Raw genomic sequence first — 16,800 nt, 5'->3', positions numbered from 1 at the left:
CTACCCTGATTTTCGTGTCACATCATCGCCTGACCCCCAGTGTCCACGAGCAGCAGAACCAGCTTGCCGAGGCTCTCAAGGCGTTGCGCACCACGCTGGAACTGCCCGGTCCGTTCCCCGATGACGTGGTGCGCGACGCGGAAGCAGCGGTGGCCGAGCACAAGCTGCCGGACCTGGACCTGACGCATGTCGAGTTTGTGACTATTGATCCGGCGTCGTCCACCGACCTCGATCAGGCCCTGTTCATCGAACGTAGCAACGGGGGCTACAAGGTGTTCTACGCCATCGCCGATGTCCCGTCCTTTGTCGCCCCCGGAGGGGCGCTCGACGCCGAGACCCGGCGCCGCGGCCAGACCTTCTACACCCCGGACGGCCGGATTCCGCTGCACCCGGAGATCATCAGCGAGGCCGCCGGCAGCCTGCTCGCCGGGCAGTTGTGTGCGGCGTTCGTCTGGGAGTTCGAGCTCGACGCCGCCGCAGAGGTGACCTCGGTCCTCGTCCGCCGGGCGCAGGTCCGCAGCCGGGCCAAGCTCAACTACAAGGGAGTCCAGGCCGAGCTCGACGCCGGCACCGCGGCGCCGGTGCTGCAGTTGCTCAAAGAGGTGGGCATCAAGCGGGTGGAGCAGGAACGCCTGCGCGGCGGCGCGAGCCTGAATATGCCCGAACAGGAGATCCAGCAGCTGCCCGACGGCGGCTACCGGATCGTGGCGGCCCCGCCGCTGCCGGTGGAGGACTGGAACGCCCAGATTTCGCTCATGACCGGGATGGCCGCCGCCGCTCTCATGCTCCAGGGCAAGGTCGGCATCCTGCGCACCATGCCCGCCCCGGACGAGGCGTCGCTGCGGCACTTCCACCGGCAGACCCACGCCCTCGGCAAGCCCTGGGACGGGGAAATGCGCTACGGCGAGTACCTGCGGACCCTGGACCCCACGGACCCCCGGCAGCTGGCCATTGTGCATGCGGCCGGGATGCTCTTCCGCGGTGCCGGGTACACGCACTTCGACGGCACGGTGCCGGGAGCCGCCGTCCAGTCCGCCATTGGCGCGGCTTACGCCCATTCCACGGCCCCGCTGCGGCGGCTGGTCGACCGCTTCGTGCTGGTGATTTGCGAGGCCCTGAGCAACGGCACCGAGGTTCCGGCCTGGGCCCGGGAGGCCCTGCCGTCCCTCCCGGCCATCATGGGCACCTCGGACCAGCTCGCCGCGAAGCTGGAGCGGCTCTCGCTGGACACCGTGGAGGCGGCGCTGTTGGTCAACCACGTCGGCCAGGAATTCGACGCCGTCGTCATCTCCGGCCCCAAGCCGGCGAAGAGCGCGAACGGCAACACAGCGGTCAGCGTCAACGGGAATGGCAACGGCGGCAAAGCCAACGGCAACGGGAACGGGAACGGCCCCTCCGGGATCGTCCAGATCGCCGAGCCCGCCGTGACCGCACGATGCCCCGGCGAACTGGAGCCGGGCACGCAAGTCCGGGTCCGGGTGCTGTCCTCGGACATCGCCACACGCGAAATCGAGCTGGAGCTCGTGGGCTGACGGTCCGCCCCAGGCCCGCTATCGGTCCGCGGCCGGCACACTCCCGCGGCGCGATCACGGGTCCAGTCGAGGATCCGGGCCGTGTACAGCTAGACTGGAGAGGTAGAAATGGATGCCCGGTCGTTGATTTCCATGATTTTCGAATTCAACAAGCCCGCCCCTACGCGATCTTGAGATACACCCGCTGGTCCCCAGTGCCAGCATTTAGATAGCCCGCGATCGGCTTCCACTGGAAATGCTTGCGCGCCTGAGCGTGCTCCGGAACGGCCACTTAGGCCGGCCCCGTTGAGCAAGCAGCGCAGCCCAAAATGAATAAGGAAACTCCCCTGTGAGTGAATTGCACACGCACCAGCTTCTGACCGATGAGTCCGGCACGGAGACCATCGAGCCTGAAGAGACCATTATCTCGGACGAAAAGCCGCACGAGATTGCCGAAAAGACCTTCGCCGACTTCAACGTCCGCGCGGACATTGTGGAGTCGCTGGCCGACGCCGGCATCACCCACCCCTTCCCGATCCAGGCCATGACGCTGCCGGTCGCGCTGGCCGGGCACGACATCATCGGCCAGGCCAAGACCGGCACGGGCAAAACCCTCGGCTTCGGCATCCCGGCGCTGCAGCGCGTCGTCGGCCGTGACGACGCCGGTTTCGACAAGCTGGCCGTTCCCGGCGCCCCGCAGGCCCTGGTGATCGTGCCTACCCGCGAACTCGCCGTCCAGGTGGCCAAGGACCTTGAGAGCGCCGCAAAGAAGCGCAACGCCCGCATCGCCACCATTTACGGCGGACGTGCCTACGAGCCGCAGGTCGAGGCGCTGAAGAACGGCGTCGAAGTTGTTGTCGGCACCCCGGGCCGCCTGATCGACCTCTACAAGCAGAAGCACCTGAGCCTGAAGAACGTCAAGATCGTCATCCTTGACGAGGCCGACGAAATGCTGGACCTCGGGTTCCTGCCGGACGTGGAGACCCTGATCGCCGGTACCCCCGCGGTCCGCCAGACTCTCCTGTTCTCGGCCACCATGCCGGGCCCGGTCATCGCCATGGCCCGCCGCTACATGACCCAGCCGACCCACATTCGCGCCGCGGACCCGGACGACGAAGGCCTGACCAAGCGCGACATCCGCCAGCTGATCTACCGCGCCCACAGCATGGATAAGGTCGAAGTCGTAGCCCGCATCCTGCAGGCCCGCGGACGCGGCCGCACCATCATCTTCACCAAGACCAAGCGCACCGCCGCGAAGGTGGCCGAGGAACTGGTGGACCGCGGTTTCGCTGCGGCCGCCATCCACGGCGACCTCGGCCAGGGCGCCCGCGAGCAGGCGCTGCGCGCCTTCCGCAACAACAAGGTGGACGTCCTCGTCGCCACCGACGTTGCCGCCCGCGGCATCGACGTCGACGACGTCACGCACGTGATCAACTACCAGTGCGTCGAGGACGAGAAGATCTACCTGCACCGCGTCGGCCGTACGGGCCGCGCGGGCAACAAGGGCACCGCCGTGACCTTTGTTGACTGGGATGACATGCCGCGCTGGGGGCTTATCAACAAGGCCCTGGGCCTGAGCTATCCCGAGCCCGTGGAGACCTATTCCTCCTCGCCGCACCTGTTCGAGGAACTCGATATCCCCGCAGGCACCAAGGGCCGGCTGCCCCGCGACAAGCGCGTGCTGGCCGGCGTCGACGCGGAGGTCCTCGAGGACCTCGGCGAGACCGGCAAGAAGAACTCGCGCACCGGCGCAAAGGACACCGGCCGCGAAGGCAGCCGTACGGGTGGACGTGACGGCGCCCGCGAGGGCAGCCGCACCGGCAGCCGTGACGGTGCCCGTGAAGGCAGCCGCACCGGCGGCCGCGACTCACGCCGCAGCGGCGCCGAAGCCGGCGGACGCTCCGGCGACCGCCGTCGCCGTCCCGCCGAGGCCGATGCCGCAACGACGTCCACCGCCAGCGGACAGGGTCCGGAAACTGCTGCCGCAGCAACGGCGAAGGCCCCCACCGAGGTGGACCGGGCGACCCGCGCCCGGCGCCGGACCCGCACGCGCCGCCGCAACGGCGAGGTAGTGGCCGGGGGCGACGCACAGCCGAGCGGCGCCGAGGCCTAATCCCCTCCATGACTGACACCGTCTGGGCGCCGGACGGCAGCAACCTGGTGGTTCACGCGGACAACGCGGAATACCTCCCCACGCTGCCGGACGGCGCCTTCACACTGATTTACGTGGACCCGCCCTTCAACACCGGCCGGGTCCAGCGGCGCCAGGAAACCAAGATGGTGCTCAACGCCGGCGGCGAGGGTGACCGCGTCGGGTTCAAGGGCAGGTCCTACGACACGATCAAGGGCGCCCTGCACAAGTACGACGACGCGTTCAGCGACTACTGGTCCTTCCTCGAGCCCCGGCTCGTGGAAGCCTGGCGGCTCCTGGCCGACGACGGCACCCTGTACCTGCATTTGGACTACCGCGAGGTGCACTACGCGAAGGTCATGCTGGACGCGATCTTCGGCCGGGAGTGCTTCCTGAACGAGATCATCTGGGCGTACGACTACGGTGCACGGGCCAAGTACCGCTGGCCCACCAAGCACGACAACATCCTGGTCTACGTCAAGAACCCGGCGAAGTACCACTTCGACAGCGCCGAGGTGGACCGTGAGCCGTACATGGCCCCGGGACTCGTCACCCCCGCCAAGCGCGAGCTCGGCAAGCTGCCCACGGACGTGTGGTGGCACACGATCGTTTCGCCGACCGGCAAGGAGAAGACCGGCTACCCGACGCAGAAGCCGGAGGGTCTCATCCGCCGCGTGGTCGCGGCCTCGAGCCGGCCCGGCGACTGGTGCCTGGACTTCTTCGCCGGATCCGGAACGCTCGGCTCCGTGGCCGCGAAACTGGATCGCAGGTTCGTCTGCGTGGACCAGAACCAGCCGGCCATCGACGTCATGGCCAAGCGCCTGGCCGCGCAAGCCCAGTTCACGTCGTTCCCGGCGGCCTGACGCCAACCAGCCCGTTGCGCTATCACTTCTGGCGGCCATTCGGGCCTTGGGAGGCCTCAGAGGGACGCTAAGTGATAGCGCAACCGCGGTGCCAGGGCCTCAGCGGACTGGGCCTCAGCGGACGACGGACGAGCCAGTACCCTGTTCCTCGATCCGGGCAAAGACTTCTGCGGAGGTCAGGTTCTCCCCGAGCAGGTTCGGCTTTCCTGCGCCGTGGTAATCGGAAGACCCGGTGACCAGCAGGCCGTACCGTTCGGCGATGCGGCGGAGGAACGTCCGGCCCTCCTCGGGATTGTCCCGGTGGTAGATTTCCAGGCCGGCCAGGCCGGCGTCGATCATCTCCCGGTAGGTCTCCTCCCCCACGATCCGCCCGCGGGCAGACGCCACGGGGTGGGCAAACACCGGGACGCCGCCGGCTGCACGGACTAGTTCGACGGCGAGCGCCGGCTCCGGCGCATAGTGCTGGACCCAGTAGCGCGACCTTGCGGTGAGGATGGAGCCGAAGGCCTCGGCCCGGTCTTCCACCACACCCGCGGCGACCAGCGCGTCGGCGATGTGCGGGCGGCCCAGGGTGGCGCCCGGCGCGACGTGGTGGATCACGTCGTCCCATGTCAGCGGGTAGTCCTCGGACAAGAGGGTGACCATCCGCTGTGCCCTCGTGTGCCGGGCATCCTTGGATTTCGTGATTTCCTCAAGCAGTCCCGGATGCGCGGGATCGTGGAGGTAGCTGAGCAGGTGGACGCTAATGCCTTCCGCCGTCCGGCACGAGATCTCCATGCCCGGGACCAGGGCCACCCCGGTTTTCCGGGCAGCGACGGCGGCCTCCGCCCACCCGGCAGTGGAATCGTGATCGGTCAGGGCGATGACGTCGAGGCCGGCAGTGGCGGCGGACTCCATAACGTCGGCCGGCATCTGGGTGCCGTCGGAAACGTTGGAGTGCGCATGCAGGTCAATCCTCACCCCACCAGCCTAGTAGATGGCCGGATCCAAAGCCCCGGCTCCTTCATGCGAGGGCTCCTTCAGTTGCCCCGCAGCGCGAGCGTGCCGTTGGCCTAAGCCGCGGCGCTGGTGAGACTATGGGACGGTGAACGATGCAGATAACACCCTAGTCTCCGCTTCCCAGCCCCTCGAAGAGCGCGTCAACAACCGCTCACAGCGGCCCAGTTCCGACGCCTTCAAGGCCTTCATGGCCAGCAACTGGGCGCCGGCCACGCAGCAGCTCCCCGAAAGGGACGCCGTCGCCGGCCACGCCGCAGCCCGGCGCCGCTCCATCTCAGGCCTGTTCAAAGGTGAACGCCTGGTCATCCCCGCCGGTCCGCTGAAGGTCCGCTCGAATGACTGCGACTACCGCTTCCGGCCGCACTCGGCCTTCGCGCACCTCACCGGCCTCGGCCTGGACCACGAACCTGATGCGGTCCTGATCCTGGAACCTGTGCCGGAAGGCACAGGCGACGACGGCGGCCACCACCGCGCCACCCTGTACTTCCGCCCGCTGGCCGGCCGCGACACCGAGCAGTTCTACGCCGATTCCCGCTCCGGGGAGTTCTGGATCGGCGCACGCCCAACCCTGGCCGAATTCCAGGCCAAGCTCGGACTGGCCACGGCGGACATCGCCGAACTCGAACTCGCAATCACCAAGAACGTTGGTGCGCCCGAGATCGGCGGGATCTCCATCAGGCTGGTCCGCAAGGTCGACGACAACATCGACGCCCTCGTGGACACCGCCCGCTACAACACGGCCAAGGACCCGGACAACCTTGACCTGAGCGTCCTGGACGCCCTGGACGAGAAGCTCACCGAGGCCCTCTCGGAACTGCGCCTCCTCAAGGACGAGTGGGAAATCGAACAGATGAAGACGGCCGTCGCCGCCACGGTCGCAGGCTTCACGGAGGTCGTGAAGGCGCTTCCCCGGGCGCTGACCCACCACCGCGGCGAGCGCGTGGTGGAAGGGGCGTTCTTCGCACGGGCCCGCGAGGAAGGCAACGAGCTCGGCTACGACACCATTGCCGCTTCGGGTAACAACGCCACCGTGCTGCACTGGACCCGGAACACCGGCAAGATCAATGCCGGTGAGCTGCTGCTCCTGGACGCCGGAGTCGAGGCTGATTCCCTGTACACGGCCGACGTCACCCGCACGCTGCCGGCCAATGGCAAGTTTTCCGAGATCCAGCGCAAGGTCTACGAGGCAGTGCTCGACGCCGCCGACGCCGGCTTTGCCGCTGCCCAGCCCGGCACCAAGTTCCGGGACATCCACACCGCAGCCACCACCGTGCTGGCGGAACGGCTCGCCGAATGGGGCCTCCTGCCCGTCTCCGTGGAAGAAGCCGTCAGCCCCGAGGGCCAGCAGCACCGCCGGTGGATGCCGCATGGCACCAGCCACCACCTCGGCCTCGACGTCCACGACTGCGCCCAGGCGAAGCGGGAACTCTACCTTGACGGCGTGCTCACGCCCGGAATGGTGTTCACGATCGAGCCCGGCCTGTACTTCAAGAATGAGGACATCGGCATCCCCGAGGAATACCGCGGCATCGGCGTCCGGATTGAGGACGACATCCTCATGACGGCCGGCGGCCCGGTCAATCTCAGCGCTGCACTGCCGCGCAAGGCCGACGACGTCGAGTCCTGGATGGCGGGCATCTACCTGGAGGTCGACGGCCAGACGCCGTAGTTCGGAAAGCCCCAATAGAGGCCGAAAAGCGGAAAAGGCATAGATCCGAAAAGCCTAAGATCAGAAAAGGGAGGGTTCCGGATGTCCGGAACCCTCCCTTTTCTGCTGCCTGTTGTGGCGGCCTCGGATCAGTGCTGCTGGCCATCCTGGCCCGGCGCGGGCTTGTCGGCGTCCGTGACCCTGACGCCGTACTGCGGGCGGCCGTCGGGGAGGTCCGGATAGGTCACCCCGGAGACCCGTCCGGCCGGCCGGGCCGGCTCGTCCGCCGTGGCCGGCGCCGTCGGCGCAGGGCCTGCGGCGCCCTCCTGCTGGGGCGCACCGCCCGGGTATTGTCCGGGCTGAGGCTGGCCGGCGGCCCCGTTGCCGGTCTCCGGCGTCCGCTGGCCGTACGGATCGTTCCAGCCCGCGGGGCGCTGTGGCGCAGGGCCCTGCTGCTGGGGTTCCTGCTGACGGTAGTCGTGCTGCGCGTAACCGCCGGCGGCGGCACCGGACGCGTCATGCGGCGTCATGGGCAGCTGGTGCAGCATGCGCCGCGCTTCGCCGGCGGCCTCGAAGGAGACCACGACGTCATAGTTGGTCGCCACCACCTGGCTTGTTGATGTGAAGTCACGCTTGCCACGCTGCATGGCGTAGGTGACGATGCCGAACAGCATGAAGAACGCGGCACCCATCAGCACGGACGTCACAATCGAGAAATAGCCGGGGGTGGTGGAGAAGAAGGACAGCATGACGCCGACGAAAAGGCCGAACCACATGCCGCTGAGGGCACCGGAGAGTGCGACACGGGGGTAGGTCAGCCTGCCGGTCACCCGCTCCACCATCTTCAGTTCGTTGCCCACGATCGACACCATCTGCACGGGGAACTGCTGGTCAGCCAGATAGTCCACCGCCTTCTGGGCATCCAGGTAGGAGTTGTAGGAACCGACGACGTCGCCCCTCGGGACGGCGCGGGCCTCGTCCGAACCGTTGGGGGCACCGGCCCTGGGACCAAAAATGTTTGACATAAGCCCATTCTCACCTATCCGGCTGGTGTGCGGCTGGAAATTCAGCTAAAAGAGAGCAGACTCGGTAGCCTGTAGGGGTGAGCACGAATCTTTCGCGAGTGTTTGTCGCGCGCCTCCTCGGACTGGACGTCTTCGACCCTTTGGGCGACCGTCTGGGCCGGCTGCGCGACGTCGTGGTGCTTTCCCGCGGGACCAGGGGCGCCCCGCACGTGGTGGGCATCGTCGTCGAGGTCCCCGGCAAGAAGCGGGTGTTTGTCCCGATGACCCGGATTACGTCCATTGACCAAACCCAGGTCATCTGCACCGGGCTGGTCAATCTGCGCCGCTTCGAACAGCGCGGCGCGGAGACCCTCGTGGTGGCGGAAATGTTCGACCGCCGCGTGACCCTCGCGGACGGCAGCGGAGACGCGACCATCGAGGACATCGCGATGGACAAGCACCGCTCCGGCGACTGGTTCGTCAGCAAGCTCTTCGTCCGCCGCGGCCACTCGCTCTCGCCGCTGAGCCGGCTGCGCCGCAACGAAACCATGATCATCGACTGGGCCGATGCCCGGCAGGGCGCCAAGACCGAGCCGCAGGCAGCCACCCAGTTCGTGGCAACGCACGAGGACCTCAAGCCGGCAGACTTCGCCGAAGCCCTCCAGGAAATGAGCGACAAGCGCCGCTTCGAGGTTGCCAGCGAGCTCCAGGACGAGCGGCTCGCGGACGTCCTGCAGGAGATGCGGGAAGGTGACCAGGTGGAGATCCTCTCCGCCCTGGATGTCAACCGCGCCGCCGACGTCCTCGAGGAAATGGATCCCGACGACGCCGCCGACCTCCTCGCCGAGCTCCCAAGCGCGCAGGCCGAGGAGCTCCTGCAGCTGATGGAACCCGAAGGCGCCGAGGACGTCCGCCGCCTGCTCGAATACGACGAGGACACTGCCGGCGGGCTCATGACGCCGGTTCCGGTGATCTTGCCCCCGGAAGCAACCGTCGCCGAGGCACTCGCGCACGTCCGCCGGGAAGAACTCTCCCCCGCCCTGGCGTCCTCGATCTTCGTTGCCCGGCCACCGCTGGAAACGCCGACGGGACGATTCCTCGGCGTCGTCCATATCCAGCAGCTCCTGCGCTTTCCGCCGCCGGAACCGCTGGGCAACCTCGTGGACAAGAACCTGGAGCCGGTCTCCGACCAGGCCCACATCAGCGAGGTCGCCCGCACGCTCGCAACATACAACCTCAACTCTCTCCCCGTGGTCAACGAGGACGGACGGCTTGTGGGGGCGGTGACTGTTGACGACGTGCTTGATCATCTGTTGCCGGACGACTGGCGCGCCCACGAGGACGACGTCCCGATAAGGAAGCTTGGAGGCCGCATTGGCTGATCCCACCGCACCACGGAACGCCCCTGTCCGGCCCGGCAGCAGGACCTCCGGCGGCCTCGACACGCCACTGAGCGGCCGGCAGCGCATCCTGCCCAACTTCCGTCCCGACCCGGACGCCTTCGGCCATGCCACGGAAGGCTTCGCCCGTTTCATGGGCACGCCGCAGTTCCTGCTCTACATGACCGTGTTCTGCGTCTTCTGGCTGTGCTGGAACACCTGGGCTCCGGAACAATGGCAGTTTGATTCACGGGCACTTGGCTTCACGCTGCTGACCCTCATGCTGTCCCTGCAAGCCTCGTACGCGGCCCCGCTGCTGCTGCTCGCGCAAAACCGCCAGGACGACCGGGACAAGGTCTCCCTCCAGCAGGACCGCCAGCGGGCCGAGCGCAATCTCTCCGACACCGAATACCTGACCCGGGAACTCGCGTCCCTACGCATCGCGCTGCGCGAAGTCGCCACCCGCGACTACGTCCGCACCGAGCTCCGCAGCCTGCTCGAGGACATGCTGGAGGCGCAGGAGGAACTGCGCACGCACGATCCTTCCGCCGGCGTCCACGAGACCCCACGGGACAAGGTCAAAGAGAAGATGAAGGAGCGGCGCGACAAACAGCGGAGCCCCCGGACCCAGCAGATCCCACGCGTCAAGTCCGGCGGCAAGCGGGAAGACCCTGCGAAGGAAGGCAAACGGGAAGACCCTGCGGAGAAACCGCCGGCTAACCAGTCCGGGGCCGCCGCCGACGCCACCCGCCTGCCCGCACACCGCACCATCCCCGAAAGCTGAGCATCGCCCGCATGAGCACCCCGCTGGACCGCGCCTCGATGGACCGCACCTCCCTCGAACAGGCAGTGCACAGCGCACTTGCTACCGTGATCGACCCTGAACTCCGCCGCCCCATTACCGAGCTCGGCATGGTGGAGTCCGTGGAGATCGCCGACGGCGGCCGGGTGCGGATCGTGGTACTGCTGACCATCGCGGGCTGCCCGTTGCGCGGCACCATCACGGCCGACACCGAGGCGGCCCTGTTCGCCGTCCCGGGGGTCACCGGCGTCGAGGTGGACTTGAAAGTCATGACGCAGGAGCAACGCGACGCCCTCAAAGAGCAATTGCGCGGCGCCGGCGGCCAGCGCGGCATCCCGTTCAACGCGCCGGGCTCGCTGACCAAGGTGTACGCCGTCGCGAGCGGCAAGGGCGGCGTGGGCAAGTCGTCGGTGACAGTCAACCTGGCATGCGCCCTGGCTGCCCAGGGCCTCCGTGTGGGGATCGTGGACGCGGATGTGTACGGCTTCTCCGTTCCGGGGCTGATGGGCATCACACAGGCCCCCACACGGGTGGACGACATGATCCTGCCGCCGGTGGCCTACGGGGTCAAGGTCATCTCCATCGGCATGTTCGTCACCGGGAACCAGCCCGTCGCTTGGCGCGGACCGATGCTGCACCGGGCGCTGGAGCAATTCCTCACGGACGTCTACTTCGGCGACCTCGATGCCCTTTTCCTGGACCTGCCACCGGGCACGGGCGACATCGCGATCTCCGTCGCCCAACTGCTGCCCAAGGCGCAGATCCTCGTCGTCACCACCCCGCAGGCGGCCGCCGCGGATGTTGCCGAGCGGGCCGGGGCGATCGCGACCCAGACGGGCCAGACCGTGGCCGGCGTCGTGGAAAACATGTCCTACCTTGAAATGCCCGACGGCGGCAGGATGGAACTGTTTGGAAGTGGCGGCGGCGCCGTGCTCGCCGAGCGGCTCTCGGCCACCGTGGGTGAGGATGTGCCCTTGCTGGGCCAGATTCCCCTCGAAGTCCTGCTGCGTGAGGGAGGGGATTCCGGCGTGCCGCTGGTGCTGGGCCGCCCCGAGACGCCTGCGGCCCTGGCCCTGGCGGGAATCGCTGGCAAGCTGGCGTCGGTGCCCCGTGGGCTCAAGGGCATGCCGCTGGGCCTGCAGCCCCGCTAACAGCGCCCGCTGAAAACTGGGGCCCGCTGGTGGCGGCTGCCGCCCGGGGGCCGGTAGGCGGGCCCAGGCGCTGCTGGAGGTCCTAGGTGGCCTCTGAGTCATAGGGGGCCGGTTCGCCCTCGGCCAACCGCTCGACCATCCGCGCCGGGCGGTGCTCTGCGACCGCAGTGGCGGCTGCGGCCGTGGACACAGCTGCGGGCGCCCCGGTGCTCACCGGTTTGGTGTCGTCGTCGAGGAGTGCTTCCTTGATGATGCGGCGGGGATCGTACTGGCGGGGATCGTATTTCTTCCAGTCGACATCATCGATATCGATGCCGACTTCTTCCTTGATCTGCTCCCTCGCACCGGACGCCATCCGGCGCACTTCCTTGACGATATTGGCAAGTTTCTGGGTGTATTCGGGCAGCCTGCTGGGACCAATCACCAGAAGGCCGATGATCAGCAGAAGTAAGAACTCCGGTCCATTGATTCCAAGCACTTTAGGAAGATTACCCTCTCGCTCGGGCTGGCGACGACTTCGCGAGGGCCCAATGCCGACCATGTCCGGCCCGGACCTGCCTCACGGGGCCAGGTGCTCCAGGATTCGGCTCAGTCCGCGCTCGATCCGCTCCGGAATTCCGTTGCGTGAGCCCTGCCCCGGAGCGCCGCTGCTGACCCTGGTCAGGGCGGCGACGCCGTCGTCGGCCTGCTCGGCCGGCAGGTCCGAAATGTACGTGTACGTGGCCGCGGAGGTCTGGTAGATGGCCCGGTAGGGCGGGGCAGGATTGACCCAGAGGGTGCCATTTCCGGTTTCGGGGGCGGCCGACGGCGTGCCCGCCTTGGCCCGGGTGAAGCCGTCTGCCACGGCGGCGTGTCCGGTCAGCACGTTAGTGGGTGAAACTTCGGCACCGATGGGGGTGGGTGCCGAACCGGGGCCCCGCGCCGCAGCGTGCTGCTCGAGGACAGTGGCGAAGTGCTGGCCGTCCGTGAGGCGAAGTTCCAGCACCTCGTCCCCTGCGATGACGCCGGCGCGGGCCCACATGAGATGGAATCCGAGGGCGTGCAGCTCCGGACATGTCCATCCCTGCGAGCGGAACGCGGCAAGCTGCCCGGTGCTCAGCGTCCCGGCGGGGGTGAAGTCGGGCTCACCGCCCAGGCCGAACGCAACACGGGGCTCGCTTTCCTCTGCCCCGGGGACGCCGGGACCGCCGGATCCGCTGGCGTCGAACAGCTCCCCCGCGCCGGCCGGTGCACTGCCGGCGGGCAGCCCGGCGGCGTCCGGATGGACGAGGGCGGAGGCCCCTGCGCCGTCGACAGGGACGGCGTCGTCGCCTCCCATGACGTACGCGGTTCCGGTCATGAAGGCCAAGGCGGCGACGGCCCCTCCGACTGCCAGCACTGGCAGGCGGGGGCCTCCGCGGCGGCGCTGGGGATGCGCGGCAATACTAGCGGCTGTTAAGGTGGCCGCTGTCCGATCCGGCGTCGGTGTCCGATCCGGCAGGGAGTCGGCTGCGGGGAACCGCTCTGACGGCCACCGATGAGTGCCGGCCTGTTCCGTCGCCGCCGTATCGGCTGCGTCCGCCGGCTCCGGCGCCGCCCGTTCCGGCGCCTCCAGCTCTGCCGGCGCCGCCCGGTCCGGGGCCGCTGGTTCGGGTGCCTCCAGCCCGGTCGGGCCCGTCCGTTCTGCCGCCGCGCGTTCCGCGGCCAGCTGCCCGGTCCGTGCCAGGAGCCGTGCGGTCAGGTCCTCGCTGGCCTCGGGCACGGCGGCGCCGCGGAGCTTCTCAAGGTACTGGCGCTCACGCTGTTGCCGGGCACGGCATTCGGCACACGATTCCACATGGTCATGGCGCCCGGCGGCCCACTTCCGGGTAGCACCGAATTTGGCACGGCCGGTCCTGCTCCAGAACCCGCAGCCAGAGCCTCCCAGGAAACGTCTCAGCAGACCCATTGACGGGTTCAGAGGAGGCCGGCGATGCGCGGCATCTTGAGCCGCGGCTTGAGGGACTGCTTGGCCGTCTGCGCCGGACGAGGGTCGCGGTGCGCGAGCTTTTCACGCAGCATGGTCCGGCCGCGGTGAATCCGGGACCGGACGGTCCCGAGTTTGATGTCCAGCGCGGCGGCGACTTCGTCGTAGGACAGCCCCTCGAGGTCACACAGCACGACGGCGGCGCGGAAGTCCGGCGGAAGTTCCTCGAGCGCAGCCTGAACGTCGACGTCGAGGTTGTTGAATTCGAAGCTTTGCTCGGGCCCGGGCTCCCGGCCCGGCAGCCGCGACTCGGCGTCGTCGGCCAGGGCGTCAAAGCGGATCCTGCTCTTGCGCCGCGCCTGGTCCAGGAACAGGTTGGTGGTGATCCGGTGCAGCCAGCCGTCCAGGGTGCCCGGCTTGAAGTTCTCCAGCGAACGGAACACCCGGACGAAAACCTCCTGGGTGAGGTCCTCGGCGTCGTACTTGTTTCCCGTCAGCCGGTACGCAAGGCGGTAGACCTTGGCGGAGTGGTTCGTCACCACTTCCTCCCAGGTCGGCCGGACCCATTCGGCTTCCGCCGCGGTCCGTGACTGGCCGGTTGAATCAGTTGCCTCAGTTGCCGGGACAGGTGCCAGAATCGACATCGTCCGCTCCCCTCGTGGATGGTACCTACGCCTGAATTGTGCCTGCTCGCGCAGGTTCCTGCACCCTTCATTCGACGCCGATCACCACGCGGATGAGCGGATACCTATCATTTCAAAATAAGCTGGGAATTTCCTGATTCATCGCGGTCTTCCGCCGAAGGCAGAACGAGTCCCTTCCTGCCCGTGCCACGGCGCTGGCGCCTCCGCGTCCCGTCCCGCCGGACACAGTACGCTGTAGGGAACACTCCCCTGCCGCCCAGAAAGCGATATCCCATGAGCGCCGATAAGTCCACGAGCTGGTCCTACGCAGAAGATCTGCCTGCCGAGGACGAGGTCCTGTTGCACGCGCGCGAACGGTCCTTCGAGCTTGGCGTGACCCCGATCGGTCCCGGCGTGGGCGCTGTGCTGACGGTGCTGGCGGCAGCGTCCAAGGCACAGACCGCGGTGGAGATCGGCACCGGCGCGGGAGTGTCCGGCGTCTGCATCCTGCGCGGGCTGGGCCAGCAGGCTGTCCTGACCACCATCGATGTCGACGTCGAACACCTCAAGGCCGCGCGCGAAGCGTTCCACGAAGCAGGCAGCCCCGCCAACCGCACCCGCACCATTTCCGGCCGGGCCGGCGATGTCCTGCCCCGGCTTACGGACGGGGCCTACGACCTCGTGTTCATCGACGCCGACAAACCGAGCTACCCCAGCTACGTGGAACAGGCCGTGCGGCTGCTCAAGTCCGGCGGCCTGCTGATTGTCAACGACGCCCTCGACAAGGACAGGGTGGCGAATCCAGCAGCCCGGGAAGCCACCACCGTGGTGCTGCGCCAGATCGGCAAGTCCATCCGCGACGACGACCGTCTCGCCTCCGCGATGCTGCCCACCGGCGACGGCCTGCTGATCGCCGTCAAGAAGTAGCACCAGGTAACAAACAGTCGAGAATAGCGGCCAACAAATAGCAACCGCGGGTTGGCCGCCACGAAGCAGAGGCCAAAGCGCCAACAGCAAAGGGCGGGGTCCGCGGCCTGGTGGCCGGGACCCCGCCCTTTTGCGAAGCTCTTGGCGTGACGCTATTCGGTGACGCCGACGAGGCATTCCTTGAGGTTTGTCGCCTCAGCGGCATTGAGTTCGACTACAAGCCGCCCCCCGCCTTCGAGCGGAACACGCATGATCAGGCTACGTCCCTCTTTCGTCACTTCCATTGGGCCGTCGCCGGTGCGTGGTTTCATTGCCGCCATAAGGAATATCCCCTCCATTAGTCCCTGACATACCAGCCCGGCTGGGCTGCGTCCGCTTGGCCAATCAAGCCGTCCGGCAGCGCTCCAGGAGGCCGCCGTGACAGGCAAACTCACAAATAAATCGCTTACGAATTCTGTGCGCTTCTTGTCCTTGCTTATCCTCTATTATCGCGTAACAATGCGCGCGTAGCTAATCGTTGGACTTTCCAGCGCGTCCTGCCATGCCGGGCCGGCACCTCGAAATGGTGCTGTGCGTCACGGCGGGTAGTCCCCTCCGCCCGGCAGTTGCGCCCACGCCCACAGCCACACAATCCATACGATCTGCAGCAGCACGAACATGACCACGACGGCTCCGCGGTAGGCGCGGGAACGCGAGAGGAGCGCTGCGCTGAGGGCGAGCGGGAACAGCGGCAACAGCATCCTGAATGTGCTGGTCTGGGGGTGCAGGAAGACCAACAGGTACCCCATGTAACAGCAGCACCAGAGCCTCAGTTCAGTGCCCAAGGCGACGACGGGGCGGGACATCATCAACAAGGTGAATGCGGCAACGAACACGAAGGGCGCCAGCACGCCGAGCGTCGGCCCGAACAGCATGATGCCGGCGTCGAACCACGGTTTGAACGGCACCAGGTCATCGCCGCGCCACGCGGTTTCGGTCTTGGTATAGGCGCCCAGATCGCCGGTCGCGGCCCAGGCGATGGCCGGCCACAGCAGCGCACCGATGCCGCTGACGGCGGTGAGGCCGCCCAGGGACCAGAGCTCCGTGTTGCTGGGGACGGCAACGCCATCCCCGGTCTGCGCTGTGAAGCGCGGCGCCGCGACACGTTGCCAGAACCGGTAGAGAAACAACAGCCCCAGCATCACGGCAAACGGAACCCCGGTGGGGCGGGAAAGACACATCAGGACCACCACCGGCATGGCCCACAGGTACCGGCGCTCCATGACCAGCAGCAGTGCGGCGCCCAGCAGCAGCAGGTTGAGGGATTCGGCGTAAGGCACCTGCAACACCGGGGCCACCGGGAAGGTCGCCAGGAACACGGTCCCCCAGAGCGCCGTGCGGTGCGAGGCCCGGTGCCGGAAGATCCTGTAGGCCACGAGCGCTGCACCTAGCCCGGCGACCAGCGCGATGGCCGTCAGCGACCACGCCGGGCCCGTGCCCGTGAGCCCGGAGACCACCCGGCCCAGCACGGGAAACAGGGGATAGAAGGCCCAGGTGTTCTCTTGGACAGTGCCGGCAGCGTCGGTCGGCAGCAGCGCCGGATACCCCTGCTGGAGCGCTTCGGCGTACCAGCGGGCGTCCCAGATATTGATGAAGTTCCAGTAGTCGGGCTTGGCGGGAAACCACGGGTTCACGCCCTGGTGCAGGGCGGCAGCCATGAAGATACAGGCGCTGACCAGCCGGGCGGCGATGTACAGGCCGGCCACCTGCACCCACCACGGCCACCGCGCCGTCCTGGCGCCCGCGGCCGCGACGCGGTTCCACAGCGCCGCGTTCAA

15 protein-coding genes are annotated in these 16,800 nt (G+C 67.7%); 8 read left to right on the top strand and 7 right to left on the bottom strand.

The features are described 5' to 3' along the window. Nucleotides 1-14: 14 nt before the first annotated feature. The 3 genes from ACFRJ8_RS07085 (at nucleotide 15) to ACFRJ8_RS07075 (ending at nucleotide 4,505) form a co-directional block, all read left to right on the top strand. Nucleotides 15-1,532 (top strand): RNB domain-containing ribonuclease, encoded by a 1,518-nt coding sequence (locus tag ACFRJ8_RS07085; protein WP_377985406.1) that lies wholly within the window; start codon nucleotides 15-17, stop codon nucleotides 1,530-1,532. A 328-nt stretch (nucleotides 1,533-1,860) separates the two neighbouring features. Next, nucleotides 1,861-3,624 carry a DEAD/DEAH box helicase gene (locus ACFRJ8_RS07080; protein WP_377985405.1) on the top strand — a complete coding sequence of 588 codons (1,764 nt, stop codon included), beginning with the start codon at nucleotides 1,861-1,863 and terminating at the stop codon, nucleotides 3,622-3,624. Between the two features lie 8 nt (nucleotides 3,625-3,632). After that, nucleotides 3,633-4,505, top strand: coding sequence for a DNA-methyltransferase (locus ACFRJ8_RS07075; protein WP_377985404.1), 873 nt, complete (start codon nucleotides 3,633-3,635; stop codon nucleotides 4,503-4,505). 114 nt (nucleotides 4,506-4,619) lie between these two features. Here the strand turns inward: ACFRJ8_RS07075 and ACFRJ8_RS07070 are convergent, their stop codons facing one another. Continuing rightward, entirely contained in the window at nucleotides 4,620-5,465 is an 846-nt protein-coding gene (locus ACFRJ8_RS07070; RefSeq protein ID WP_377985403.1) for a PHP domain-containing protein, read from the bottom strand. Between the two features lie 124 nt (nucleotides 5,466-5,589). Here ACFRJ8_RS07070 and ACFRJ8_RS07065 point away from each other — a divergent pair, with 124 nt between their 5' ends. Next, nucleotides 5,590-7,173, top strand: coding sequence for an aminopeptidase P family protein (locus ACFRJ8_RS07065; protein ID WP_377985402.1), 1,584 nt, complete (start codon nucleotides 5,590-5,592; stop codon nucleotides 7,171-7,173). A 128-nt stretch (nucleotides 7,174-7,301) separates the two neighbouring features. Here the strand turns inward: ACFRJ8_RS07065 and ACFRJ8_RS07060 are convergent, their stop codons facing one another. Then, nucleotides 7,302-8,177, bottom strand: coding sequence for a general stress protein (locus ACFRJ8_RS07060; protein WP_377985401.1), 876 nt, complete (start codon nucleotides 8,175-8,177; stop codon nucleotides 7,302-7,304). A 77-nt stretch (nucleotides 8,178-8,254) separates the two neighbouring features. Here ACFRJ8_RS07060 and ACFRJ8_RS07055 point away from each other — a divergent pair, with 77 nt between their 5' ends. Genes ACFRJ8_RS07055 through ACFRJ8_RS07045 form a run of 3 tightly spaced genes read left to right on the top strand, consistent with a single transcriptional unit; the run spans nucleotide 8,255 to nucleotide 11,488 of the window. Beyond that, nucleotides 8,255-9,538, top strand: a complete 1,284-nt coding sequence (locus ACFRJ8_RS07055) for a magnesium transporter MgtE N-terminal domain-containing protein (RefSeq protein WP_377985400.1) — start codon at nucleotides 8,255-8,257, stop codon at nucleotides 9,536-9,538. Continuing rightward, nucleotides 9,519-10,319 (top strand): DUF1003 domain-containing protein, encoded by an 801-nt coding sequence (locus ACFRJ8_RS07050; protein ID WP_377985399.1) that lies wholly within the window; start codon nucleotides 9,519-9,521, stop codon nucleotides 10,317-10,319. The genes ACFRJ8_RS07055 and ACFRJ8_RS07050 overlap by 20 nt, the downstream gene beginning before the upstream one ends. Nucleotides 10,320-10,330: 11 nt before the next feature. Continuing rightward, a complete protein-coding gene (locus ACFRJ8_RS07045; RefSeq protein WP_377985398.1) occupies nucleotides 10,331-11,488 on the top strand; it encodes an Mrp/NBP35 family ATP-binding protein in 1,158 nt (385 codons plus the stop codon). An 82-nt stretch (nucleotides 11,489-11,570) separates the two neighbouring features. On the opposite strand, the gene ACFRJ8_RS07040 is transcribed toward ACFRJ8_RS07045, so the two are convergent. The 3 genes from ACFRJ8_RS07040 to sigE form a co-directional block, all read right to left on the bottom strand. After that, the gene (locus ACFRJ8_RS07040) at nucleotides 11,571-11,966 is read right to left on the bottom strand and encodes a twin-arginine translocase TatA/TatE family subunit (protein ID WP_377985397.1); all 396 of its coding nucleotides are present in this window, start codon (nucleotides 11,964-11,966) and stop codon (nucleotides 11,571-11,573) included. An 81-nt stretch (nucleotides 11,967-12,047) separates the two neighbouring features. After that, nucleotides 12,048-13,304 (bottom strand): hypothetical protein, encoded by a 1,257-nt coding sequence (locus ACFRJ8_RS07035; protein WP_377985396.1) that lies wholly within the window; start codon nucleotides 13,302-13,304, stop codon nucleotides 12,048-12,050. Nucleotides 13,305-13,423: 119 nt separating this feature from the next. Further along, entirely contained in the window at nucleotides 13,424-14,077 is a 654-nt protein-coding gene (sigE, locus tag ACFRJ8_RS07030) for an RNA polymerase sigma factor SigE (RefSeq protein ID WP_229995002.1), read from the bottom strand. Nucleotides 14,078-14,350: 273 nt separating this feature from the next. On the opposite strand from sigE, the gene ACFRJ8_RS07025 reads away from it, so the two are divergent. Continuing rightward, on the top strand, nucleotides 14,351-14,983 hold the full coding sequence (locus ACFRJ8_RS07025) for an O-methyltransferase (protein ID WP_377985395.1): 633 nt from the start codon (nucleotides 14,351-14,353) through the stop codon (nucleotides 14,981-14,983). Nucleotides 14,984-15,135: 152 nt separating this feature from the next. Here ACFRJ8_RS07025 and ACFRJ8_RS07020 read toward each other — a convergent pair whose 3' ends face one another. After that, on the bottom strand, nucleotides 15,136-15,303 hold the full coding sequence (locus ACFRJ8_RS07020) for a DUF3117 domain-containing protein (protein WP_079550332.1): 168 nt from the start codon (nucleotides 15,301-15,303) through the stop codon (nucleotides 15,136-15,138). A gap of 255 nt (nucleotides 15,304-15,558) precedes the next feature. Then, entirely contained in the window at nucleotides 15,559-16,800 is a 1,242-nt protein-coding gene (locus tag ACFRJ8_RS07015) for a hypothetical protein (RefSeq protein ID WP_377985589.1), read from the bottom strand.

Origin of the sequence: Arthrobacter sp. NPDC056886, assembly GCF_042788715.1 — a bacterium.
Classification (GTDB): Bacteria; Actinomycetota; Actinomycetes; order Actinomycetales; family Micrococcaceae; genus Arthrobacter.
This window is presented reverse-complemented; position numbering and strand designations above follow the sequence as displayed.